General features: G+C 50.8%; 17 protein-coding genes and 5 pseudogenes. 12 read left to right on the top strand and 10 right to left on the bottom strand.

The features are described 5' to 3' along the window. The 3 genes and pseudogenes from BFF42_RS21205 to umuC all read left to right on the top strand — a co-directional run. Positions 1-350 (top strand): annotated as a pseudogene (locus BFF42_RS21205) (IS1-like element IS1X2 family transposase); the annotation flags it as partial. Between the two features lie 224 nt (positions 351-574). Beyond that, positions 575-994 (top strand): translesion error-prone DNA polymerase V autoproteolytic subunit, encoded by a 420-nt coding sequence (locus tag BFF42_RS21200; RefSeq protein WP_000897378.1) that lies wholly within the window; start codon positions 575-577, stop codon positions 992-994. After that, positions 994-2,261: pseudogene (gene umuC, locus BFF42_RS21195) on the top strand (DNA polymerase V catalytic protein). The gene BFF42_RS21200 and the pseudogene umuC overlap by 1 nt, the downstream one beginning before the upstream one ends. Before the next feature lie 45 nt (positions 2,262-2,306). Here the strand turns inward: umuC and dsbB are convergent. Together dsbB and nhaB are read right to left on the bottom strand one after the other, a co-directional pair. Further along, positions 2,307-2,837 carry a disulfide bond formation protein DsbB gene (dsbB, locus tag BFF42_RS21190; protein WP_000943457.1) on the bottom strand — a complete coding sequence of 177 codons (531 nt, stop codon included), beginning with the start codon at positions 2,835-2,837 and terminating at the stop codon, positions 2,307-2,309. Between the two features lie 145 nt (positions 2,838-2,982). Further along, positions 2,983-4,524, bottom strand: a complete 1,542-nt coding sequence (gene nhaB / locus BFF42_RS21185; protein ID WP_000406391.1) for a Na(+)/H(+) antiporter NhaB — start codon at positions 4,522-4,524, stop codon at positions 2,983-2,985. 221 nt (positions 4,525-4,745) lie between these two features. Here nhaB and fadR point away from each other — a divergent pair, with 221 nt between their 5' ends. Continuing rightward, positions 4,746-5,465 (top strand): fatty acid metabolism transcriptional regulator FadR, encoded by a 720-nt coding sequence (fadR, locus tag BFF42_RS21180; protein ID WP_000234823.1) that lies wholly within the window; start codon positions 4,746-4,748, stop codon positions 5,463-5,465. Between the two features lie 51 nt (positions 5,466-5,516). On the opposite strand, the gene BFF42_RS21175 is transcribed toward fadR, so the two are convergent. Further along, positions 5,517-7,049, bottom strand: coding sequence for a SpoVR family protein (locus BFF42_RS21175; RefSeq protein ID WP_000190849.1), 1,533 nt, complete (start codon positions 7,047-7,049; stop codon positions 5,517-5,519). Between the two features lie 329 nt (positions 7,050-7,378). Between BFF42_RS21175 and dadA the strand changes: the two genes are divergently transcribed. The 3 genes and pseudogenes from dadA to BFF42_RS28625 form a co-directional block, all read left to right on the top strand. Beyond that, a complete protein-coding gene (dadA, locus tag BFF42_RS21170) occupies positions 7,379-8,677 on the top strand; it encodes a D-amino acid dehydrogenase (RefSeq protein WP_001266917.1) in 1,299 nt (432 codons plus the stop codon). A gap of 9 nt (positions 8,678-8,686) precedes the next feature. Then, positions 8,687-9,746: pseudogene (gene dadX / locus BFF42_RS21165) on the top strand (catabolic alanine racemase DadX). 311 nt (positions 9,747-10,057) lie between these two features. Beyond that, positions 10,058-10,198: pseudogene (locus BFF42_RS28625) on the top strand (hypothetical protein); the annotation flags it as partial. Here the strand turns inward: BFF42_RS28625 and BFF42_RS21160 are convergent. Together BFF42_RS21160 and ldcA are read right to left on the bottom strand one after the other, a co-directional pair. Further along, positions 10,133-11,869: a potassium/proton antiporter gene (locus BFF42_RS21160; protein ID WP_000340206.1), complete on the bottom strand. Its 1,737-nt coding sequence runs from the start codon at positions 11,867-11,869 to the stop codon at positions 10,133-10,135. The pseudogene BFF42_RS28625 and the gene BFF42_RS21160 overlap by 66 nt on opposite strands. Positions 11,870-11,963: 94 nt before the next feature. After that, on the bottom strand, positions 11,964-12,878 hold the full coding sequence (gene ldcA / locus BFF42_RS21155; protein ID WP_000051632.1) for a muramoyltetrapeptide carboxypeptidase: 915 nt from the start codon (positions 12,876-12,878) through the stop codon (positions 11,964-11,966). A gap of 99 nt (positions 12,879-12,977) precedes the next feature. On the opposite strand from ldcA, the gene emtA reads away from it, so the two are divergent. Continuing rightward, positions 12,978-13,589 carry a membrane-bound lytic murein transglycosylase EmtA gene (emtA, locus tag BFF42_RS21150; protein ID WP_001295616.1) on the top strand — a complete coding sequence of 204 codons (612 nt, stop codon included), beginning with the start codon at positions 12,978-12,980 and terminating at the stop codon, positions 13,587-13,589. A 1-nt stretch (position 13,590) separates the two neighbouring features. Here the strand turns inward: emtA and ycgR are convergent, their stop codons facing one another. Next, positions 13,591-14,325, bottom strand: a complete 735-nt coding sequence (gene ycgR / locus BFF42_RS21145; RefSeq protein ID WP_000020160.1) for a flagellar brake protein YcgR — start codon at positions 14,323-14,325, stop codon at positions 13,591-13,593. 200 nt (positions 14,326-14,525) lie between these two features. On the opposite strand from ycgR, the gene BFF42_RS21140 reads away from it, so the two are divergent. Together BFF42_RS21140 and ycgY are read left to right on the top strand one after the other, a co-directional pair. Then, positions 14,526-14,780, top strand: coding sequence for a GlsB/YeaQ/YmgE family stress response membrane protein (locus BFF42_RS21140; protein ID WP_012421463.1), 255 nt, complete (start codon positions 14,526-14,528; stop codon positions 14,778-14,780). A gap of 178 nt (positions 14,781-14,958) precedes the next feature. Then, positions 14,959-15,399, top strand: a complete 441-nt coding sequence (gene ycgY, locus BFF42_RS21135; protein ID WP_000615061.1) for a protein YcgY — start codon at positions 14,959-14,961, stop codon at positions 15,397-15,399. Positions 15,400-15,477: 78 nt separating this feature from the next. On the opposite strand, the pseudogene BFF42_RS21130 reads toward ycgY, so the two are convergent. The 4 genes and pseudogenes from BFF42_RS21130 to dhaK all read right to left on the bottom strand — a co-directional run bounded on the left by BFF42_RS21130 (position 15,478) and on the right by dhaK (position 20,512). Beyond that, positions 15,478-17,050, bottom strand: a pseudogene (locus BFF42_RS21130) (alpha,alpha-trehalase). A gap of 319 nt (positions 17,051-17,369) precedes the next feature. Further along, the gene (dhaM, locus tag BFF42_RS21120; protein ID WP_005024965.1) at positions 17,370-18,788 is read right to left on the bottom strand and encodes a dihydroxyacetone kinase phosphoryl donor subunit DhaM; all 1,419 of its coding nucleotides are present in this window, start codon (positions 18,786-18,788) and stop codon (positions 17,370-17,372) included. 10 nt (positions 18,789-18,798) lie between these two features. Next, entirely contained in the window at positions 18,799-19,431 is a 633-nt protein-coding gene (gene dhaL, locus BFF42_RS21115; protein ID WP_000059411.1) for a dihydroxyacetone kinase subunit DhaL, read from the bottom strand. Further along, complete coding sequence (gene dhaK, locus BFF42_RS21110) at positions 19,403-20,512, bottom strand: dihydroxyacetone kinase subunit DhaK (protein WP_000733719.1); 1,110 nt, start codon at positions 20,510-20,512, stop codon at positions 19,403-19,405. The genes dhaL and dhaK overlap by 29 nt, the downstream gene beginning before the upstream one ends. Before the next feature lie 227 nt (positions 20,513-20,739). Here dhaK and dhaR point away from each other — a divergent pair, with 227 nt between their 5' ends. Further along, a complete protein-coding gene (gene dhaR / locus BFF42_RS21105) occupies positions 20,740-22,659 on the top strand; it encodes a dihydroxyacetone kinase operon transcriptional regulator DhaR (RefSeq protein ID WP_012421481.1) in 1,920 nt (639 codons plus the stop codon). A 199-nt stretch (positions 22,660-22,858) separates the two neighbouring features. Next, positions 22,859-22,981: IS3 family transposase (locus BFF42_RS21100; protein ID WP_005083954.1), on the top strand; the 123-nt coding region annotated here is incomplete at its 3' end.

Genomic DNA, 22,981 nt, shown 5'->3' with positions numbered 1-22,981 from the left:
CTAAATCACGTCAGCGCTGGCTGTTTTACGCGTATGACAGGATACGGAGGACGGTTGTGGCGCACGTCTTCGGTGAACGCACTCTGGCCACACTGGAGCGTCTTCTGAGCCTGCTGTCGGCCTTTGAGGTCGTGGTATGGATGACGGATGGCTGGCCGCTGTATGAATCACGCCTGAAGGGAAAGCTGCACGTTATCAGCAAGCGTTACACTCAGCGCATTGAGCGACATAATCTGAATCTGAGACAACATCTGGCAAGGCTGGGACGGAAGTCACTGTCGTTCTCAAAATCGGTGGAGCTGCATGACAAGGTCATCGGGCATTATCTGAACATAAAACACTATCAGTAAGTTGGAGTCATTACCGAATGCTTCTATTCTATTTTTTTGCCGGGTGATATTTTTCATTTCTGCTGGATGAGCGTCGTCGCCAGAAGGCCACGTGAGCACAGGATAAGAGAACGAAAAATCAGCAGTCTATACAGCGACAAATATTGATAGCCTGAATCAGTATTGATCTGCTGGCAAGAATAGACTACTGTATATAAAAACAGTATAACTTCAGGCAGATTATTATGTTGTTTATCAAGCCTGCGGATCTCCGCGAAATTGTGACTTTTCCGCTATTTAGCGATCTTGTTCAGTGTGGCTTTCCTTCACCGGCAGCAGATTACGTCGAACAGCGCATCGATCTGAATCAACTGTTGATCCAGCATCCCAGCGCGACTTACTTCGTCAAAGCAAGTGGTGATTCTATGATTGATGGTGGAATTAGTGACGGTGATTTACTGATTGTCGATAGCGCTATTACCGCCAGCCATGGTGATATTGTCATCGCTGCTGTTGACGGCGAGTTTACGGTGAAAAAATTGCAACTACGCCCGACGGTACAGCTTATTCCCATGAACAGTGCGTACTCGCCCATTACCATCAGTAGCGAAGATACGCTGGATGTCTTTGGTGTGGTGATCCACGTCGTTAAGGCGATGCGCTGATGTTTGCTCTCTGTGATGTAAACGCGTTTTATGCCAGCTGTGAGACGGTGTTTCGCCCTGATTTATGGGGTAAACCGGTGGTTGTGCTATCGAATAATGACGGTTGCGTTATCGCCCGAAACGCTGAGGCAAAGGCGCTGGGTGTTAAAATGGGCGATCCTTGGTTCAAACAAAAAGATCTGTTTCGTCGCTGTGGTGTGGTTTGCTTTAGCAGCAATTATGAGCTTTACGCAGACATGAGCAATCGGGTGATGTCGACGCTGGAAGAACTATCGCCCCGCGTCGAGATTTACAGTATTGATGAGGCATTCTGCGATCTGACAGGTGTGCGTAATTGTCGCGATCTGACTGATTTTGGCAGAGAAATTCGCGCAACGGTGCTACAACGTACCCATCTTACTGTTGGTGTGGGGATCGCCCAGACCAAAACGCTGGCTAAGCTTGCCAATCATGCGGCAAAAAAATGGCAGCGGCAGACGGGGGGGTGGTGGATTTATCAAATCTGGAACGCCAGCGTAAATTAATGTCTGCTCTCCCCGTGGATGACGTCTGGGGGATTGGACGGCGGATCAGCAAAAAACTGGACGCGATGGGGATCAAAACCGTTCTTGATTTGGCGGATACAGATATCCGGTTTATCCGTAAACATTTTAATGTCGTGCTCGAAAGAACGGTGCGTGAACTGCGCGGTGAACCCTGTTTGCTACTGGAAGAATTTGCACCGACAAAGCAGGAAATTATCTGTTCCCGCTCGTTTGGTGAACGTATCACGGATTATACGTCGATGCGGCAGGCCATTTGTAGTTACGCTGCCCGGGCGGCGGAAAAACTTCGCAGTGAGCATCAATATTGTCGGTTTATCTCCACATTTATTAAGACGTCACCATTTGCGCTCAATGAACCTTATTACGGCAATAGCGCGTCGGTAAAACTGCTGACGCCCACTCAGGACAGCAGGGATATCATTAACGCCGCTACGCGATCTCTGGATGCCATCTGGCAAGCGGGCCATCGCTACCAAAAAGCGGGCGTGATGCTGGGGGATTTCTTCAGTCAGGGAGTCGCGCAGCTCAATTTATTCGATGACAACGCACCGCGCCCCGGGAGTGAGCAATTGATGACGGTAATGGATACACTGAATGCTAAAGAGGGCAGAGGAACACTCTATTTTGCCGGGCAGGGGATCCAACAACAATGGCAGATGAAGCGAGCCATGCTTTCACCACGTTATACAACGCGAAGTTCTGATTTACTGCGGGTCAAATAAATATAGCGGCAGGAAAAAAGCGCTCCCGCAGGAGCGCCGAATGGATTAGCGACCGAACAGATCACGTTTTTTCGCTTTAAACGGCTGGGAAATCATCACCAGCACCGCGACAATCAGGTAAGCGATAAAAATACCGAGCAGCCACTGCGGCATTTCCAGACCTAAAAAATCCCACTGACGCTCGGCGCAATCGCCAGAGGCGACAAACACTTGCGGCACCCATTTATCCAGCGGCAGCCATTCCGGGAAACGAACCATAAAATCACAGGTGGCAAACGGCGAAGGATAGAGCTGAAGCATGGTGTGCTCGTAAGTTAACTGCACACCGCGGAACGCACTATACAACCAGATAACCATCGCTACATAACGCAGCGGAGTTTTCGGGGCGATCGCGCCAATCAGCGCAGCACCCAGAACGCCGAATAACGCGCAGCGTTCATAAATACAGAGCACGCAAGGTTTCAGTAACATCACATGCTGGAACCACAGCGCCGTCAGTTCCAGTGCCAGAGCAGTAAACGCCATCAACAGCCACGCGCCCCGGCCTTGTGAACATTGGTTCAAAAATCGCAACATAATCATTTCCCTGCAATATGCATAGAGTGCGCAGTTTAAACCAATTCATTCGCTGCGCCACCAGGAGGCAGCAAAAATAGGACGCAATTGGACAATTATCGGGCGAAAAGGCAAACCGGGCATTTATATGCCCGGTAAGTTGTTATCAAAGCGTTGCTATCCAGCCCATTTGCATAAACCATTCGGTTACAGGGGCAAGCGTAAACTCGACGCAGAGCAGCCCGACGAGTGTCAGGACGAGGGTGTAAGGCAGGGCCATCCACACCATGCGGCCATAAGAGAGGCGAATCAATGGCGCGAGTGCAGAGGTCAGCAGGAACAGGAACGCAGCCTGACCGTTCGGCGTAGCGACAGAGGGCAGATTGGTACCGGTATTAATGGCGACCGCCAGCAGCTCGTATTGCTTCAACGTGATAGCGCCACTTTCCATTGCCGCTTTCGCTTCGTTGATATAAATCGTCCCCACGAAGACGTTATCCGAAATGGATGACAGCAGGCCGTTGAAAATATAGAACAACGACAGCTGAGCATGTTCCGATGCCTGCAACACAAACTGAATAATCGGCGAAAACAGTTGTTGGTCGATAATCACCGCGACTACCGAGAAAAACACCGTCAACAGTGCGGTGAATGGCAGAGATTCGGTGAAGGCTTTACCGATAGCATGTTCATCGGTGACACCGGTCAATGATGTCGCCAGAATAATGACCGACAAACCAATCAAGCCAACCTCCGCCAGATGCAACGCCAGCGCAGTCACCAGCCAGACGCCGATAATCGCCTGGACAATCAGACGGATTTTATCCTGACGGGTACGCTGGTGGCGGCTTTGATCGTCAAACTGTTGCAACACTTCGCGGACTTTCTCCGGCAGCGTTTCACCGTAGCCAAACCAACGCAGCTTCTCTACCAGCAGGCAGGTTAACAGGCCACAAATCAGAACCGGAACGGTCACCGGCGACATGCGCAGGAAGAAATCGCCAAAATGCCAGCCAGCCGCTTTAGCGATGATCAGGTTCTGTGGTTCGCCCACCATGGTCATTACGCCGCCTAATGCGGTGCCGACACCGGCATGCATCATCAGGCTACGCAGAAAGCCACGGAACTGTTCCAGAACCACTTTGTAATGCTTGTCGATATGACTATCGTCTTGCAGGTCGGTATCTTCAGTACGGGAAGAGGCTACGCGGTGATAAATACCATAAAAACCGACTGCAACGCTGATCACCACCGCCACGACGGTTAAGGCATCGAGGAACGCGGAGAGGAACGCCGCCGCCACGCAAAAAGAGAGCGACAGCAGCATTTTGGAACGAATGCTTAACAGCAAACGGGTAAATATGAACAGCAATAGCTGTTTCATAAAATAGATACCCGCCACCATAAACATCAGTAACAGCAAGACTTCAAGATTTGCCGCCACCTCTTCACGGACGTGTTCCGCGCTGGTCATGCCGATGAATACCGCTTCAATAGCCAACAGACCACCGGGGAGTAGCGGGTAGCATTTCAGGGCCATCGCCAGAGTGAAAATAAATTCCGCTACCAGCAACCAGCCAGCGACGAAAGGGCTGATGAGGAAAATTAACGGATTTACGATTAAGAAAATGATGAGGGCGAGTTTGTACCAGTCGGGGGACTGGCCCAAAAAATTGCGCCATAGCGCGCGGCCCCAGGAGATCTCCATGATGGTTTCCCTTACCTTACAAATAATCAATGATGTTTTTATGTTTAAACGCAAAGCTTAACGGTCAGGCAGGAGTGAGGCAAGTCTTGATAGTCAAGGGGAAAGAGATGCGGAAAATGAAGCCTTGATCCCTTTTTTCTTCTTTTTGTCTGCTATCAGCGTAGTTAGCCCTCTGGTATGATGAGTCCAACTTTGTTTTGCTGTGTTATGGAAATCTCACTATGGTCATTAAGGCGCAAAGCCCGGCGGGTTTCGCGGAAGAGTACATTATTGAAAGTATCTGGAATAACCGCTTCCCTCCCGGGACTATTTTGCCCGCAGAACGTGAACTTTCAGAATTAATTGGCGTAACGCGTACTACGTTACGTGAAGTGTTACAGCGTCTGGCACGAGATGGCTGGTTGACCATTCAACATGGCAAGCCGACGAAGGTGAATAATTTCTGGGAAACCTCTGGTTTAAATATCCTTGAAACACTGGCGCGACTGGATCACGAAAGTGTGCCGCAGCTTATTGATAATTTGCTGTCGGTGCGTACCAATATTTCCACTATTTTTATTCGCACCGCGTTTCGTCAGCATCCCGATAAAGCGCAGGAAGTGCTGGCTACCGCTAATGAAGTGGCCGATCACGCCGATGCCTTTGCCGAGCTGGATTACAACATATTCCGCGGCCTGGCGTTTGCTTCCGGCAACCCGATTTACGGTCTGATCCTTAACGGGATGAAAGGGCTGTATACGCGCATTGGTCGTCACTATTTCGCCAATCCGGAAGCGCGCAGTCTGGCGCTGGGCTTCTACCACAAACTGTCGGCGTTGTGCAGTGAAGGCGCGCACGATCAGGTGTACGAAACAGTGCGTCGCTATGGGCATGAGAGTGGCGAGATTTGGCACCGGATGCAGAAAAATCTGCCGGGTGATTTAGCCATTCAGGGGCGATAATCCCTTCCGTTTAAAAAGCAAACCCCTCAAACGAGGGGTTTTTTGTTGTTTTTACAGATTTCCCATTCTTGGCGGGCAACGTTCCAGCAACTCGACGCTGCCATCTTCGTTTTGCTGTTCCAGCATCACATCAAATCCCCACAGGCGATGCACATGCTTCAGCACTTCTTTGCGCCCCCGATCCAGCGGTGCGCGATTATGTGGAATGTAACGCAGCGTCAGCGAACGGTCACCGCGCAAATCCACGTTCCAGATCTGAATATTCGGCTCCAGATTACTTAAGTTATATTGCGACGATAACCGGTTACGGATCTCCCGATAACCTTCTTCATTATGAATAGCGGAAATCTCCAGATAATTATGCCGATCGTCATCCAGCACGGTGAAGAAGCGGAAATCACGCATCACTTTCGGTGACAGAAACTGGCTGATAAAACTCTCATCTTTGAAATCACGCATCGCGAAATGCAGCGTTTCCAGCCAGTCGGAACCGGCGATATCCGGGAACCAGTATTTGTCTTCTTCCGTTGGCGACTGACAAATCCGTTTAATATCCTGGAACATGGCGAACCCGAGGGCATACGGGTTGATGCCGCTGTACCACGGGCTGTTATAGGGGGGCTGGAAGACCACATTGGTGTGGCTGTGCAAAAACTCCAGCATAAAACGTTCCGTTACTTTCCCTTCATCATACAGATGGTTAAGGATGGTGTAGTGCCAGAAGGTGGCCCAGCCTTCGTTCATCACCTGAGTCTGTTTTTGCGGATAAAAATACTGGCTCACCTTACGCACAATACGCAGGATTTCACGCTGCCATGATTCCAGCAGTGGCGCATTTTTCTCCATAAAATAGAGCAGGTTTTCTTGTAGTTCGGACGGATAGCGGCGCGCTTCAGCAACCGTTTTCTCTTCCTCGCGCTTCGGCAGGGTACGCCAGAGCATATTGACCTGACTTTGTAGATACTCTTCGCGACTTTTCTGCCGGGCTTTCTCTTCTTGCAGCGAGATTTTTTGCGGGCGTTTGTACCGGTCCACGCCGTAGTTCATCAGCGCGTGGCACGAGTCCAGAAGCCGTTCTACTTCATCCACGCCATAACGTTCTTCGCACTCGGTAATATATTTACGGGCAAAAATCAGATAATCGACAATCGAACTGGCGTCGGTCCAACTGCGGAATAAGTAATTGTTTTTAAAGAAAGAGTTATGCCCATAGCAGGCGTGTGCCATCACCAGCGCTTGCATGGTAATGGTGTTCTCTTCCATCAGGTAAGCGATACACGGGTTAGAGTTAATGACGATTTCATAGGCCAGTCCTTGCTGACCGTGCTTATACAGCCGTTCAGTCTCGATAAACTTTTTACCGAATGACCAGTGCGGATAGTTAATTGGCATGCCGACGCTGGAGTAGGCATCCATCATCTGTTCTGAGGTTATCACTTCAATCTGGTGCGGGTAGGTATCCAGCCGGTAGAGTTTCGCCACCCGGTCTATCTCTGCCAGATAAACATCCAGCAGGTCGAACGTCCAGTCGGGTCCATCGCTCAACCGTGTGGTGTCCTTATTCATAGAATCGATCGTCGCCATACGCGCACCTCATTGTTGTCGGCGCTCTCTGTGTGGAGCACCTCATTTCAAGCATAGAACACCTGTTAAAAACCGCGTCGCCGGAGAATTTTTTTCTTTGCGATTTCTTATTATCAGAGTGCCACTAATCCGCTTCTGAACGGAATTTTATGCTGGATAAAAAGGGCGTTCAGCAGGAGATACTAAAGACGCCATATTGCCGCAGAGTCAGGGAGATGTGAGCCAGCTCACCATAAAAAAGCTGTATGTTGAATAATATTTTCAACTGAGTTATCAAGATGTAATTAGATTATTATTCTTTTACTGTATCTACCGTTATCGGAGTGGCTATGCGAGTTGTCATACTGGGAAGTGGTGTGGTAGGCGTTGCCAGCGCCTGGTACTTAAATCAGGCAGGACATGAGGTCACCGTCATTGATCGGGAGCCGGGGGCCGCCCTGGAAACCAGCGCCGCGAATGCCGGGCAAATCTCCCCCGGATATGCTGCACCGTGGGCGGCACCAGGTGTGCCTTTAAAAGCGATCAAATGGATGTTCCAGCGCCATGCGCCGCTGGCGGTTCGTCTCGACGGTACGCAGTTTCAGTTGAAATGGATGTGGCAAATGTTACGTAACTGCGACACCAGCCACTACATGGAAAACAAAGGGCGGATGGTGCGTCTGGCGGAATACAGCCGTGATTGCCTGAAAGCATTGCGCGCCGAAACCAATATTCAGTATGAAGGGCGTCAGGGTGGGACGCTGCAACTGTTCCGTACCGAACAACAGTATGAAAATGCGACCCGCGATATCGTCGTGCTGGAAGATGCCGGCGTACCGTATCAGCTGCTGGAATCCAGCCGCCTGGCGGAAGTGGAGCCAGCGCTGGCAGAAGTAGCGCACAAACTGACGGGGGGTCTGCAACTGCCCAATGATGAAACCGGAGACTGCCAGCTGTTTACCCAGAATCTGGCGCGGATGGCAGAGCAGGCGGGGGTTAAATTCCGCTTTAATACGCCCGTTGACCAACTGCTTTGCGACGGCGAGCAAATCTACGGCGTGAAGTGTGGCGATGAAGTGATTAAGGCCGATGCGTATGTGATGGCGTTTGGTTCTTACTCGACGGCGATGCTCAAAGGCATTGTTGATATTCCGGTGTATCCGCTGAAAGGCTACTCGCTGACTATTCCAATTGCGCAGGAAGATGGTGCGCCAGTATCCACCATTCTTGATGAAACCTACAAAATCGCCATTACCCGTTTCGATAACCGCATTCGTGTTGGCGGAATGGCGGAAATTGTTGGTTTTAACACCGAGCTGTTGCAACCGCGTCGTGAAACGCTGGAAATGGTGGTTCGCGATCTCTATCCACGCGGCGGTCATGTCGAGCAGGCGACTTTCTGGACGGGTTTGCGCCCGATGACGCCAGACGGTACGCCGGTTGTCGGGCGTACACGCTTTAAAAATCTGTGGCTGAATACCGGTCACGGCACGCTCGGCTGGACGATGGCTTGCGGTTCCGGTCAGTTGTTAAGCGATCTGCTCTCTGGTCGCACGCCAGCGATCCCATATGAGGATCTAAGCGTAGCGCGCTACAGCCGTGGATTTACGCCATCACGTCCGGGCCATTTACATGGCGCACACAGCTAAGGAAACGAGATGACCCGTCCGATACAGGCCAGCCTCGATCTGCAGGCATTAAAACAGAATCTGTCCATTGTCCGCCAGGCCGCGCCGCACGCGGGTGGTAAAAGCGAACGCTTACGGGCATGGTATTGAGCGTATCTGGAGCGCGCTCGGGGCCACCGATGGCTTTGCATTACTTAACCTGGAAGAGGCAATAACGTTACGTGAGCGCGGCTGGAAGGGGCCGATCCTGATGCTGGAAGGATTTTTCCATGCTCAGGATCTGGAGATTTATGACCAGCACCGCCTGACCACCTGCGTACACAGCAACTGGCAGCTCAAAGCACTGCAAAATGCGCGGCTAAAAGCACCGTTGGATATTTATCTTAAAGTGAACAGTGGGATGAATCGGTTGGGCTTCCAGCCCGATCGCGTGCTTACCGTCTGGCAGCAGTTGCGGGCAATGGCGAATGTTGGCGAGATGACCCTGATGTCGCATTTTGCCGAAGCGGAACATCCTGATGGAATTTCCAGCGCGATGGCGCGTATTGAGCAGGCGGCGGAAGGGCTGGAGTGTCGGCGTTCGTTGTCCAATTCGGCGGCGACTCTGTGGCATCCGGAAGCGCATTTTGACTGGGTTCGGCCTGGCATTATTTTGTATGGCGCTTCGCCGTCCGGTCAGTGGCGTGATATCGCCAATACCGGATTACGTCCGGTGATGACGCTAAGCAGTGAGATTATTGGTGTCCAGACGCTAAAAGCGGGTGAGCGTGTGGGCTACGGCGGTCGCTATACTGCGCGCGATGAACAGCGAATCGGCATTGTCGCCGCAGGGTACGCCGACGGTTATCCGCGCCACGCGCCTACCGGTACCCCTGTTTTAGTGGACGGCGTGCGCACCATGACGGTGGGGACCGTCTCGATGGATATGCTGGCGGTCGATTTAACGCCTTGCCCGCAGGCGGGTATTGGTACGCCGGTTGAGCTGTGGGGCAAGGAGATCAAAATTGATGATGTCGCCGCCGCTGCCGGAACGGTGGGCTATGAGTTGATGTGCGCGCTGGCGCTACGCGTCCCGGTTGTGACGGTGTAACTTGTTGTAAGCCGGATCGTAGGCAACGTCTTCTGGGTGCAAAAAAAATCATCCATCCGGCTGGTCAGCAACTGTAGTTGTTAATGTGACAGAGCCATTGCCCATGATAGTGTCCATTAAAAGGATGGACACTATTTCCCCGGAACCTGAACTCACCGCACAGGGGTTCTACATAAAACGCTTACGCTTCATTGTTGACTCGGAGTCGACTTCAGATAAATCACGCTTTACCCTTGATGGAGCCTGTACATAGATTTGTGTAATTGCCTGATTTTGATATGTTCAATTCAACATCAAATGAAGGTTAAATTATGGACGACAAACAATTGCAGGCTCAGGCTGCGTTCAGCAAAGCATCGCAACCGGCGATAGATGCTTCATTAAATTTAAGATTCAGCTTCCTCTTCAGCCACCCGTACGCCAATCTTCAACACTTCATTATCTTCTTTCTCGGCCACCGTCCAGATCATCCCGGCAAACTCTACCTGGTCACCGACAACCGGTGCCGCGCCTAACAACTGCTGGACAATTTCACCCAGCGTTTGCTGCTTATCACGATATTCTCGCCCGTCTTCCAGGCCATATATCAGCGCAACATCAGCATATTTGGCGCTGGCTTCGAGAATGAAGTCACCAAAGAAGCGTTGATCCAGCGCGACCGGCGGCGACTGGCTGAACAGTTTACCGAGCGCCGGAAGATCGCGTTCCCGACCAATTACACACAACACATCGCCTTCGCGCAGTCGGGTGCTGCCGGTAGGATGAAGCAACTGGTTATCACGAAACAGTGCCGCAATACGCGTCTCTTTTGGCATATGCAAATCGCGCAGTGCCGCGCCCACGCACCATTTATCGGCACTCAATTGATAAACAAACTGCTCCCACGGATTTTCCGGATGAATATCCAGGCCAACGCGTGACACCGGACGTCCCACTGGCGGAACCACCACTTTGGCTTTTTTAGCCGCCCACGAGAGTGATGTTCCCTGCAAGAGCAGTGAAACCAGAACCACAAAGAAGGCGACATTAAAGAACAGACGTGCATTCTCCAGCCCCGCCATCATCGGGAACACGGCCAGGATGATTGGCACCGCGCCGCGTAATCCTACCCAGCTGATAAACACGCGCTCACGCAGATTGAAACCGCGGAAGGGGAGCAATCCAGCAAATACCGAAAGGGGACGGGCGAAGAATATCATCCATGCCGACAAAATGAGCGCCGGAATGGCAATAGGCAGCAGATCGCTTGGGTTAACCAATAGCCCCAGCACCAGGAACATGGCGATTTGCGCCAGCCAGGCGAGGCCGTCGAAATTTTGCAGGATGCCGTAGCGGTTGCGAATCGGCCGATTACCCAGCAGAAAACCGCACAGATAAACAGCCAGAATACCGCTGCCTTCCAGCGCCGTGGTTAAAGCAAAAATTAAAATACCGCCGCTTAATGCCAGCAATGGATATAATCCGGCAGGCAGGGCGATGCGATTAATCATTTGCAGCAGTAAATAACCACCGCCAAGTCCGATGACAATCCCGAGGCCAAATTGCTGCAGAATATCGACCACGAACATCCAACTGACACTGCTTTCATGTTGCTGGATCATCGCAATCAGGGTAATCGTCAGAAAGACCGCCATTGGATCATTACTGCCGGATTCAATTTCCAGCGTCGAGCCAACACGTTCGTTAAGCCCCTTACCACCCAGCAGAGAAAAGACCGCTGCAGCATCGGTAGAGCCGACGATAGCGCCGATTAATAAGCCTTCAATCAAATCAAGATTAAACAGCCACGCCGCCATCATGCCGGTTAAACCAGAGGTGATAAGCACGCCCAGCGTCGCCAGCGACAGTGCCGGTCCTAACGCCACACGAAAGGAACTGGCCTGAGTGCGCATCCCGCCGTCGAGCAAAATAATCGCCAGTGCCAGGTTACTTACCATGTAGGCGAAGGGGTAATTATCAAACGGGATACCGCCGACGCCATCGACTCCTGCCAGCATGCCGATCGCCAGAAAAATAACCAGAATAGGAATGCCAAGACGGGAAGAAAATGAACTAAGTAATATACTGCTGGTGACAAGGATGGATCCTAAGATGAAAAGGCTAATTATTGTTGTGGCATCCAACGGTCGGTTACTCCTGATTACGCTGTCTCTTATATAAACCCTACCATATTAGCGGCAGAGACAGCGTTTTACTTAGCCCTGAAGCGTGATTTTTTTACATTTTAAGAACAGGATGACCGCTAATCGTCAACTGAGTGCCTTCCCGGGTGTTATTCAGAATGGCATGTGCGCCCAACGGCAGCGTAACCGTGCGTTGTTCATGACCAAAATCGAGGCCGGTAATGAGTGGAATCGACAGGCGGGAACGCAAAAACGCGTACACTGACTCCAGGTTGTAACCTGCGTCATAATCATTGGGCGTGCTGCCGCTAAAGCTACCGAGAATAATCGCCTTCTGACGTGGCAAAATTCCCGCATGATAGAGCTGCAACAGCATACGTTCGACGCGGAAAGGGTGCTCGTTAATATCTTCCAGTACCAGGATACCGTTCTCAATTTTTGGCATCCACGGTGTACCAATCAGTGAAATCAGCATCGCAAGATTGCCTCCCCACAACGTGCCTTCGGTCTGACATGTCGGGCCTTCCCCTTGCCATTCAATGGTGAAGGTTTTATTGCGTAACGCCAGCCAGAAATGGTGCTCGGTAAAGGCGTTCAGTTCATCCGCACCAAAGTTTACTACCAGCATGGGGCCGCTAAAGGTGATGACATTGCCTTGCGCCAGAAGACCGCACTGAATGGCGGTAAAATCGCTATGTCCGCAAATGAGTAACGGGTCATGTTGTTGGCGAGCCACCAGTGCCTGCCAGTCAATATCTGCCAGTAAACGACTGGCACCGTAACCGCCGCGTACAGCCAGCACGATGGTGTTGGGTGTAGTCAGTCTGGCAAGGGAATTGAGATCTTCCAGACGCTCCGTTTCCGTACCCGCAAAACGCTCACAACGACGGGCAATAACCTCGACGTTATTGACTTGATGCCCCGCGTCGGTAAGGCGCTGGATACCACGCAGCGCGGCGTGCTGTTTAATGCTGTAACCCGATGGGGCAATTAAGTGAAACAGAGACATGGCAATTCCTTGCTGACAACAGAAACGAAATGTATATCATGCCGCTTAGGTGTGCCGTTGTCACCTCAACGGCGATTCCAGGCTATAAGGATAGAAGAAGTGAAATTGAGATGGTTTGCCTTTTTGATTGTGTTATTAGCGGGTTGTTCATCAAAGCATGACTATACGAACCCGCCGTGGAACGCGAAAGTTCCGGTGCAACGTGCGATGCAGTGGATGCCAATAAGCCAGAAAGCCGGTGCAGCCTGGGGCGTCGATCCACAATTGATCACGGCGATTATCGCTATCGAATCGGGTGGTAATCCGAACGCGGTGAGTAAATCGAATGCCATTGGTTTGATGCAGTTAAAAGCTTCAACCTCCGGACGTGATGTTTATCGCCGTATGGGCTGGAGTGGTGAGCCGACGACCAGCGAGCTGAAAAATCCAGAGCGTAATATTTCAATGGGGGCGGCTTACCTGAATATTCTGGAAACCGGCCCGCTGGCAGGCATTGAAGATCCGAAGGTACTGCAATATGCGCTGGTGGTGTCATACGCTAACGGGGCAGGTGCGCTGCTACGGACTTTCTCGTCAGATCGGAAAAAGGCGATCAGCAAAATCAACGATTTGGATGCTGACGAGTTCCTCGATCACGTAGCGCGCAATCATCCTGCGCCGCAGGCTCCGCGCTATATCTACAAACTTGAGCAGGCACTGGACGCGATGTAAATCAGTCGCGTACTTTGTCCGCTTTCTCCCGGGCTTCCTGCTCGAGAGAGAAAATAATCCGTTGTAATTGCCGCTCCACCGTCGGGCTGACGTTAAGAAAACGGAAGCTCAGACGGGGAGTGGTGATGGTTTCATTCTTGCCATCAATCACTTTGCGCTCGCTGATGGAGATTAACTGGGCGTCAAAGTGAAAAACACCCCATTGCCCCATGTTGACTTCAATCTGAGCGAAGCGCATGCCTTCTTGTAATTCGGCAGGCTTTGCTGTTTCCAGTAATGCGCCCATGCCGCCTAACGACAAATCATACAGGCGGAAACGTAACGTACTGTTATCCGCCAGTTTGGTCTGGCAAAAATAAGGCGGATGGAGTGGGGCGGAGATGCGGAAATATCGGCGTCGTTGTACAAACCATAAGGTGGGAGGCGGTACGGTAATAAATGCCGGAAGCTGCAAGTATTCACTCTGCTGTAGTTGTTCAACAGTAAACTCGACTTTCGCACCCTGAGTTTCGGCGGTAATGGTAATATGCTGCGCCTTTAGCACGGCGATGTTGTCTTCGGCTTGACTGCCGAAATCCAGCACCAGTTTATCCGGGGTTATTGCCAGTATTTTGCTGATCAGCTGCCCGCCATTCCAACTGAGACGCAAAGGAATTGCGGCTTTGTGCAAATCGCGTAACACGCCCAGGACGGCTAACGGATTTTGTTTCAGGAACTGCTCATGGTAATGACTCACGCGGAAAAACTCCTGACTGACAAACTGTCTTTGGTTTATCGGTCACAGTTAACAAAACTTAATACAAATGCGTGAATATTTTTTACATGTTGTTCTTAAATCAGCCGACATACGCCCAGCATCGATCCCGCCCTTGCCTATACTTAGAGCGTTGACGTAAGCATTTCTTGCGTCCGATTCATCGAAACGAGGGCCTGAACATGGGAATTATTGCCTGGATTATTTTTGGCCTGATAGCCGGCATTATCGCCAAGCTAATCATGCCGGGGCGTGATGGTGGTGGATTTTTCCAGACCTGTATTCTCGGGATAGTCGGTGCGGTGGTCGGCGGCTGGCTGGCGACCATGTTTGGCATTGGCGGCTCCATCAGCGGTTTTGATTTGCACAGCTTCCTGGTGGCGGTGGTGGGAGCTATTCTCGTTCTGGGCGTATTCCGCCTGCTGCGAAGAGAATAAGATTTTCATAAGGCGGATAGCGATACAGATGCCGCTATCCGCTTTTCACATCAGAACGTATATTCGACACCTGCTTTACGGGTGAAAAAAATCAATATAGCACTTCGATATCCGATAAAGTCGGTTCCCGGTAACAACAACAGAATCCTTTTTTAATTATTGTTTCGTTGTTTTTGGTGTGATTCAGAAAATAAATATTTTAGACAGTAGCCAGTCAGGCGTTAAAAATGGGGCGGATAGTGAGGCGGTTTTGGCTGCGCTTATTGAACATTTAGAATTGATCAATCCTTCTGGCAGATTAAGCCAAAATACCCGTTCGGCAATGCTTCAGTTACGCGAAGAGGAATGGTCTGAATTCTTTTTTTGGTTGCTAAATTCTCTGGAGTGTCTGGATTATGTGATTATTAATTTAACTCCAGAAAGCAAAAAAACGTTGATGAGTGAACACCGTAACAATATTCAGGTAGCAATCGATGCTTTATATAGGCAACGTCGGTGTAAATCACCGGGGGATGATAGTGAAACACTTACCCGTAGAAATGACGCTATCTTCGGCAACCACGTATGGCAAACATTTGCGCAATACTTCCCGCCAGGACTTGAAAAACCGTCTGTGTAGAAAACACCATAGCTATGGTGTTATCTGCCGACAACGCCATCCGGAGAAGCCGAATGACGTTGTCGGAGTAAGCGCTGGTTAAGGTGTGGGTTGTGCCTCTTTGGTTGAGGGTTGCGTCGTTGCTGACTTAACGGTCGGACGCGTCGCCGGAACATTGTCACACGGTTGCTCTTTCGGGCAGATCAAATCCAGCATTTTCAGCGTCACGCCATTGGTCCAGCCAAAGCCATCCTGTAATGGATATTCGCCACCTCTTTTTGCCCGTTGTTTTGTAATCCTTCTGTCGCGACCCACTGTAACGGTGCCCAGCCATTTGGCGCATCCCATTGTTGCCCACTTTTCACCGACGTGGTGTTCAGGCCGCCGGGTTGCAGCAGATGTGTTTTCGTCGCCGTCGCCATTTTGTTGGCGCGATCTTTCGCTGCCGCATTGACGTACAGCGGGAACAGGGCGGCCGCGGTTAACTGATTGCGCACTTTATGACTTTTCAGGTCGTAATCGGCATACCAGCCTTGTTGATCGTTCCACAGGTATTTTTCGATTCCTTTTTGACGGGCATTCGCCAGCGTTTCGTACTGGTTTGCCATCGCGTTATCTCCTGCAGCTTTGCTGGCGCGGGCGAGGATTTTTTCCATTTTAAACATCAGGCTGTTCAGATCGACCGGTACGATGCTGGTGGTGCGTAAGGTATTTAACTGCTGCGGGTTGTCCATCCAGCGCGAGCTGAAATCCCAGCCAGACGCAGCGGCAGAGCGCAGGTCGCGGTAAATTTCAGTGGCAGGTCGATTCGGATTGCTTTTGGCGGTGGCAATATCTTCCACCCATGACTCTGGTCGTGGCGTATCGTGATCGTCCCAGTAGCGGTTGAGAAGGGTACCATCCTGAAGTTTGACAACGCGTTTTTCCTGTTGTCCGGCTTGCAGGTTTTCAACACCGTCCATCCAGTAAGCATATTCTTTTTGCATTTGCGGCAGGTATTGCTTCAACGCGGCATCGCCTTCATGCTGCGCCAGTAACTCTACCATCAGGGCAAAGAAGGGCGGTTGCGAGCGGCTTAAATAGTAACTGCGGTTGCCGTTGGGAATATGACCGTAAGTGTCTATTTCATGAGCAAAATTGGCCACCATATCCGCGACTTTATCCCAGTGACCGCTTTCGGCAAGTCCTAACATGGTGAAGTAACTGTCCCAGTAATATACCTCGCGAAAACGTCCGCCCGGCACGACATAAGGTTCCGGCAGCGGTAACAGAGAATCCCATTTTTCGGTGTTTTCGGTAGAACGCGTTAATACCGGCCAAAGTCCGTCAATATGTTCGCGCAGTGACTGCCCCTCTGGCGGAACATATTTCTCGCCTTCTTTCGGCAGGGTGAAATTGACGTTAACGAAATGGCGCAGATCAAATCCGCTCTGGTTTTGCTGCATCCGATAATCAGCGGATCGCTGTTCGGCACGGCATCGGCAAAGGTTTTTTGGTCCGGAAAAAGTTTGGCGTTTTGCACATCATTAAACAGCGGCCCTAATAAAATATCAGGCGGCTGTGGTGTTACCGGTGTTTCTTCTGCCTGCACCGATAGCGCAGCGAAACACAAAAAGATACAGGCTGGAATTAACGCCATTTTTTGCGGGCGAGAAGGTGCGGGGGATTTCATCAATCATTCTCCTTTGGCGAAACCGAATAAAACGGTATTCAAGTATCAGAAAACCTTAGTTCAGGATCGCACTAGCTGCATGATCGAAATCTCATTCTGCGAACTGTCAGGCATTTTAGAAAAGGGAATTAAAGGGATAAATAACGGCGAAATAGAGTGATCAAATAACGTCTGTTTATTAGCCAGCCAGCGGCGTTGGGTTCGTGATTAGCGAAGAAAAATCATCATAAATTGGTGAAAAATATAACAGGTAGTTAAAAACCATTAGTGCTGAGTAAATTGCCGGATGACATCAGAACGATGCCATCCGAACAGTGGCTTAACCCTGACGGTTGAAACGTTGCGTTTTAACGTCCAGCGTTAGCGTTTCTTCTGGTTGTATCGCATACAGTTTCTCACCCTGCTGGCAAATCCAGCCAATCCCCAGTTCACGGGCGATTAGGGCGCTGTGGGATACCGGACTTCCGGCGCTAAGGCAGATACCTTTTACAACCGCCGGATCCAGTTGCAGTACTGTGGAAGGATAAATGTTCTCCGCCAGTAGAATAGTTGGCGAGTTAAACTGCGGGAGTTCTTCTTTCGTTTGGGTCAGGTGGACCAGGGTGCGATGCAGAAGATCGTCCACATCAATATAGCGAGCTTGTAGATATTCATCATCCAGTTGCTGGTATTGCTGGCTAAGTTCTTTAAGAACTTGCTGCCAGGCATATTCTGCCGTGCAATGTTCATGCTGAAGGAGTTCGCTTGCCGCCGCCAGCAGTTCCGGATCATCTAACAGTGTATGGTGACCAGAAAAGATTGCGGCAATATCGTCAAGCCCGCTGGCTTCTGCTTTCGCTGTTAACGTCATCAGATCTAATAACGTGAAGTCAATAGCCTGGCGTAATCGATCTTGTTCTTCTTCCACGGTCAGGGTTGATTTTGCCTGTACCGTATATAAAACTGGTTGATAATAAAAGGCTTTACCCGAAACAGGCGGAACGGGACGCAGAGTAGGTGGAGCGACTTCCTCCGTTTCACCAAAGTTATCTTCAGCCAGCTGACGGAAAGCGATCAGTGCCTCTTCAGCTTCTGGCCCTTTCGCAATCAGGCGCAGCGTATCGTTATAGCGAACTTGTAGTAACGCAATCTGGTTAATACTCTCTGGTGTGACGCATTTGCCGTTTTTTTCCAGCAACATATCGGCATTAAATGTCGATAAGGTATAAACCAGCCGGGAGGCCGGACGTACATGCAGGCCGTTACGGTTTTTTATGACCACCGCCAGAGAACGGGCTTCTTCATCGTACGCAGGACATGTGTCAGAGATTTCAGTGTCGGAGGACGGTAAACCCAGTTGTTCACGTTTGGCTTCCAGCGCATGCATAGCGTCAAAGATAACTTTGTCGATATCCGCTCCCGAGGCCGCGCTGACCGTTGCTGCCAGTGTACCTTCGACCAACGGCGCAGCACACAAACGTACTTTTGCGGCGATCTTGGGAGCCAGCAATTCCAGCGCAGTTTCAGCACTCAATAATGCGCTACCCATATCCATCATGACCAGCACATGGTCGGCATCAGCAACAGATTCGATGGCCTCCATCACTTTGACGGCATCGGTACCAATAGGATTTTGTGGATCGTCAATTCCCGCGGCAATGGCGATTTTACAACTATCACTCATTAACATCTGACGGGCTAATTCACCGACACCTTCTCCCAGTCGGCTGCTATGTGAAACTATGACCAGGTTTACCATCACCAATTCCTTACTCTTTTGCGGCTAACGCCAACATTTGCATCATAAACATCACCGAGGTCGCGCCGGGATCCTGGTGACCAATACTGCGTTCACCGAGATAACTGGCGCGGCCTTTGCGGGCTTGCATCGTAATCGTACTTTGTGCAGCGGATTCGGCGATGCTACTGGCAGCTTCGAGCGCCACCGGAACAGAGAGATTTTGCTCGCTGGACTGACGTAACGATTCCACCACCGGCACCCACACATCACACATGGTTTTATCGCCAGGTTCGGCTTTCCCGCGACTGATTACGCCGTCCGCGCCATCGCGGAACATCTGATAAAGCTCTTCCAGTGTCAGGCTTTGCCGTGCCTGGGTCGCCTGTGCGGCGCGGATAAAGAAGGTACCGAACAGCGGACCACTGGCACCACCGACGCTGGAAAGCAGCGTCATACCGGTATTCTTGAGAATGAAACCGATATCTTTATCTGCGATAGCAGGGAGTTTTTCCACCACTTTGCTAAAGCCTCGGTTCATATTTAGCCCGTGGTCAGCGTCGCCAATTTCGCGATCCAGTCCGGTAAGATACTCGCTCTCGGTGCTGAAAATATCGCCACAACGAGTGAGCCAGTTAACAATTTGAGTTCTGCTCAGTGACATTGCTTTCTCCTAATTTACCCCAGTTAAGGGCCGGGGTGTGGACCGGGGCGTCCCAGAGTGCCAGCGTTTCGTCATCAACTTTCAGTAAGGTGATTGAGAAACCGGTCATATCCAGTGAGGTGCAGTACGCGCCAATTAAATTACGTTCGATAGTCAATCCCGCTTGCTGGCAACGTGTGGTCAGGCGGTTATAGACGCCGTACAGCTCAGAAAGCGGAGTTGCGCCAAGATTGTTAACCAGCGCAATCACCCGATCGCCAGACTGGAGCGGTTGTTTGGTTTGTTGTTCTTCCTGCCAACTGCCTTGTTGATAATCCCAGAAACGTAAAGTGCGATGGTATGAGCCATTTCCCAGCAGGGTGTCGAACATTTCATCGACGGTTTGATCAAGGGAAGAGAAGGAGCGGCGGTCAATACCCGGCTCACCATGAATGCCGACGCCAAACTCCATCTCATTATCCGCCAGGGTAAAAGAAGGTTTGCCCGCGGCAGGAACGGTACAGGCACCGAGAGCGATACCTATTGAGTGGCCTTGATTATTCAACTTACGCCCCAGTTCCGCACAGGCGTCCAGTGAGTCGCCACGCTCCGCCGCTGCGCCTACGAGTTTTTCAATTAATACGGTGTTGGCAACGCCGCGTCGCCCGGCAGTATAAAGACTGTCTTTTACCGCAACGTCGTCATCAATGACCACAGTGGTCACTTTTACGCCGCTATCGTGCAGTAACTCGGTCGCTGTTTCAAAGTTAAGAATATCGCCGGTGTAATTTTTGATAATCAACAGTACACCTTCGCCGCCATCAACTTGCATGGCGCATTCAAAGATTTTATCGGGCGTCGGTGAGGTGAAAATTTCGCCCGGACAGGCCCCCGAAAGCATCCCCTGACCGATATACCCACAGTGCATCGGCTCGTGTCCGCTGCCGCCACCCGACAGCAGGGCGACTTTTCCTGCAACAGGGGCATCAGCTCGGGTGACATACACCGGATCCTGATGCAGTGTCAGCGATGGATGCGCTTTCGCCAGTCCTGCCAGTTGTTCGTCCAGTACGTCTTGCACATCATTGATCAATTTTTTCATTATTTTGCTCCAGCAATTACGGTAGGGCATGGATGATGTTCAACGACACGGCGACCACTGACTACCGATGAATCCATTGTGCATCAGGCAAGGGAAAAGAAAATTAGCCCAAATTATGTTTCATAGTGAAACATATGCTTTAATGAATGTTCCATATTGAAACTTTTACGTGTATTAATACTTAAAATTGCGAGCCGGAACACCTTTTGTCATAAGGGATGCGGGATATGAGTGGCGCTTTTAACAACGATGGTCGGGGCATATCTCCCTTAATTGCAACCTCCTGGGAGCGATGCAATAAGCTGATGAAACGGGAGACATGGAGCGTACCACATCAGGCCCAGGGCGTGACATTTGCTTCTATTTATCGGCGTAAGAAAGCGATGCTGACGCTCGGGCAGGCTGCGCTGGAAGATGCCTGGGAATATATGGCACCGCGAGAGTGTGCGCTGTTTATCCTCGATGAAACCGCCTGCATTCTCAGCCGTAATGGCGATCCGCAAACCTTGCAGCAGCTAAGTGCACTTGGATTCCATGACGGCACGTATTGCGCCGAGGGAATTATTGGTACTTGTGCGCTATCGTTAGCGGCTATCTCTGGTCAGGCCGTGAAAACGATGGCCGATCAACATTTCAAACAGGCACTCTGGAACTGGGCCTTTTGTGCAACGCTGTTGTTTGACAGCAAGGGCCGATTGACGGGAACAATAGCGCTGGCGTGTCCGGTTGAGCAAACTACCGCAGCTGATTTGCCGTTGACGTTGGCAATCGCCCGCGAGGTCGGAAATTTACTGCTGACGGACAGTTTGCTCACTGAAACTAACCGTCATTTAAATCAACTTAATGCCCTGTTAGAAAGTATGGATGATGGCGTGATTAGCTGGGACGAGCAGGGTAATTTGCAATTTATCAATGCCCAGGCGGCGCGGGTCTTGCGCCTTGACGCGACGGCAAGTCAGGGACGGGCAATCACTGAACTCTTAACGTTACCCGCCGTATTGCAACAAGCAATAAAACAGGCACATCCGCTCAAACACGTAGAAGCAACCTTTGAAAGTCAGCATCAGTTTATTGATGCGGTGATAACCCTTAAACCGATAATAGAAACGCAGGGAACCAGCTTTATTTTGTTGCTCCATCCTGTGGAACAGATGCGGCAGTTGATGACCAGTCAATTAGGAAAAGTCAGCCATACCTTTGCTCATATGCCACAGGACGATCCGCAAACCCGCCGCTTGATTCATTTTGGTCGCCAGGCGGCGCGCAGTAGCTTTCCTGTCCTGCTTTGTGGAGAAGAGGGCGTGGGCAAGGCACTGCTAAGTCAGGCAATTCATAATGAAAGCGAGCGTGCTGCAGGTCCTTATATCGCCGTCAATTGTGAGTTATATGGTGATGCGGCACTGGCGGAAGAATTTATTGGTGGCGATCGTACGGACAATGAAAATGGCCGTCTGAGTCGGCTGGAACTGGCGCACGGCGGCACGCTGTTTCTTGAAAAGATTGAATATCTGGCGGTGGAGTTACAGTCTGCTTTGCTTCAGGTTATCAAGCAGGGTGTTATCACGCGACTGGATGCGCGGCGTTTAATACCAATTGATGTCAAAGTGATTGCAACAACGACCGCGGACCTCGCAATGCTGGTGGAACAAAATCGTTTTAGTCGCCAGCTGTATTACGCGCTGCATGCATTTGAAATTACCATCCCGCCTCTGCGTATGCGGCGTGGCAGCATTCCGGCGCTGGTGAATAACAAATTACGCAGTCTTGAAAAACGCTTCTCTACGCGGCTGAAAATTGATGACGATGCCCTCGCTCGCCTGGTTTCTTGTGCATGGCCAGGCAACGATTTTGAACTTTACAGCGTCATCGAGAATCTTGCTCTGAGTAGTGATAATGGGCGCATTCGCGTCAGTGATTTGCCGGAACATCTGTTTACCGAGCAGGCAACAGATGATGTCAGCGCCACCCGCCTTTCCACCAGTCTGTCATTTGCGGAAGTTGAAAAAGAGGCAATTATTAACGCAGCCCAGGTCACAGGCGGTCGCATTCAGGAAATGTCGGCTTTACTTGGAATCGGCCGCACTACGCTGTGGCGGAAAATGAAGCAACATGGCATTGATGCAGGGCAGTTTAAGCGCCGGGTATGAAAGTTCTAATACATCAGAGTGATCTATATTTCATTCCGGCGCACGCTAACATTTTTCAGCATCGTTTAAGGGCTTGTCTATCACGCACTTAAAAGCTGAAGCGATATCCTCCGTTGACTTGCTTCTCTGAAGTGGCACACTGAATTTGGCCACCTGAACAGAGGTGATATGCTCACCTCAGAACAACACAGGTGCTCCAATGAAAAAAAGAAATTTTAGCGCAGAGTTTAAACGCGAATCCGCTCAACTGGTTGTTGACCAGAAATACACGGTGGCAGATGCCGCCAAAGCTATGGATGTTGGCCTTTCCACAATGACAAGA

Origin of the sequence: Shigella sp. FC1661, from assembly GCF_001712525.1 — a bacterium.
Classification (GTDB): Bacteria; Pseudomonadota; Gammaproteobacteria; order Enterobacterales; family Enterobacteriaceae; genus Escherichia; species Escherichia coli.
The sequence above is the reverse complement of the archived record's forward strand: the minus strand, read 5'-3'. Positions and strand labels throughout refer to the sequence as shown.

Bases quoted from the DNA above. Each gene is read 5' to 3' on its own strand.
- BFF42_RS21200 (WP_000897378.1), top strand. From the start codon at position 575: ATGTTGTTTATCAAGCCTGCGGATCTCCGCGAAATTGTGACTTTTCCG.
- dsbB (WP_000943457.1), bottom strand. From the start codon at position 2,837: ATGTTGCGATTTTTGAACCAATGTTCACAAGGCCGGGGCGCGTGGCTG.
- nhaB (WP_000406391.1), bottom strand. From the start codon at position 4,524: ATGGAGATCTCCTGGGGCCGCGCGCTATGGCGCAATTTTTTGGGCCAG.
- fadR (WP_000234823.1), top strand. From the start codon at position 4,746: ATGGTCATTAAGGCGCAAAGCCCGGCGGGTTTCGCGGAAGAGTACATT.
- BFF42_RS21175 (WP_000190849.1), bottom strand. From the start codon at position 7,049: ATGGCGACGATCGATTCTATGAATAAGGACACCACACGGTTGAGCGAT.
- dadA (WP_001266917.1), top strand. From the start codon at position 7,379: ATGCGAGTTGTCATACTGGGAAGTGGTGTGGTAGGCGTTGCCAGCGCC.
- ldcA (WP_000051632.1), bottom strand. From the start codon at position 12,878: ATGTCTCTGTTTCACTTAATTGCCCCATCGGGTTACAGCATTAAACAG.
- BFF42_RS21140 (WP_012421463.1), top strand. From the start codon at position 14,526: ATGGGAATTATTGCCTGGATTATTTTTGGCCTGATAGCCGGCATTATC.
- dhaM (WP_005024965.1), bottom strand. From the start codon at position 18,788: ATGGTAAACCTGGTCATAGTTTCACATAGCAGCCGACTGGGAGAAGGT.
- dhaL (WP_000059411.1), bottom strand. From the start codon at position 19,431: ATGTCACTGAGCAGAACTCAAATTGTTAACTGGCTCACTCGTTGTGGC.
- dhaK (WP_000733719.1), bottom strand. From the start codon at position 20,512: ATGAAAAAATTGATCAATGATGTGCAAGACGTACTGGACGAACAACTG.
- dhaR (WP_012421481.1), top strand. From the start codon at position 20,740: ATGAGTGGCGCTTTTAACAACGATGGTCGGGGCATATCTCCCTTAATT.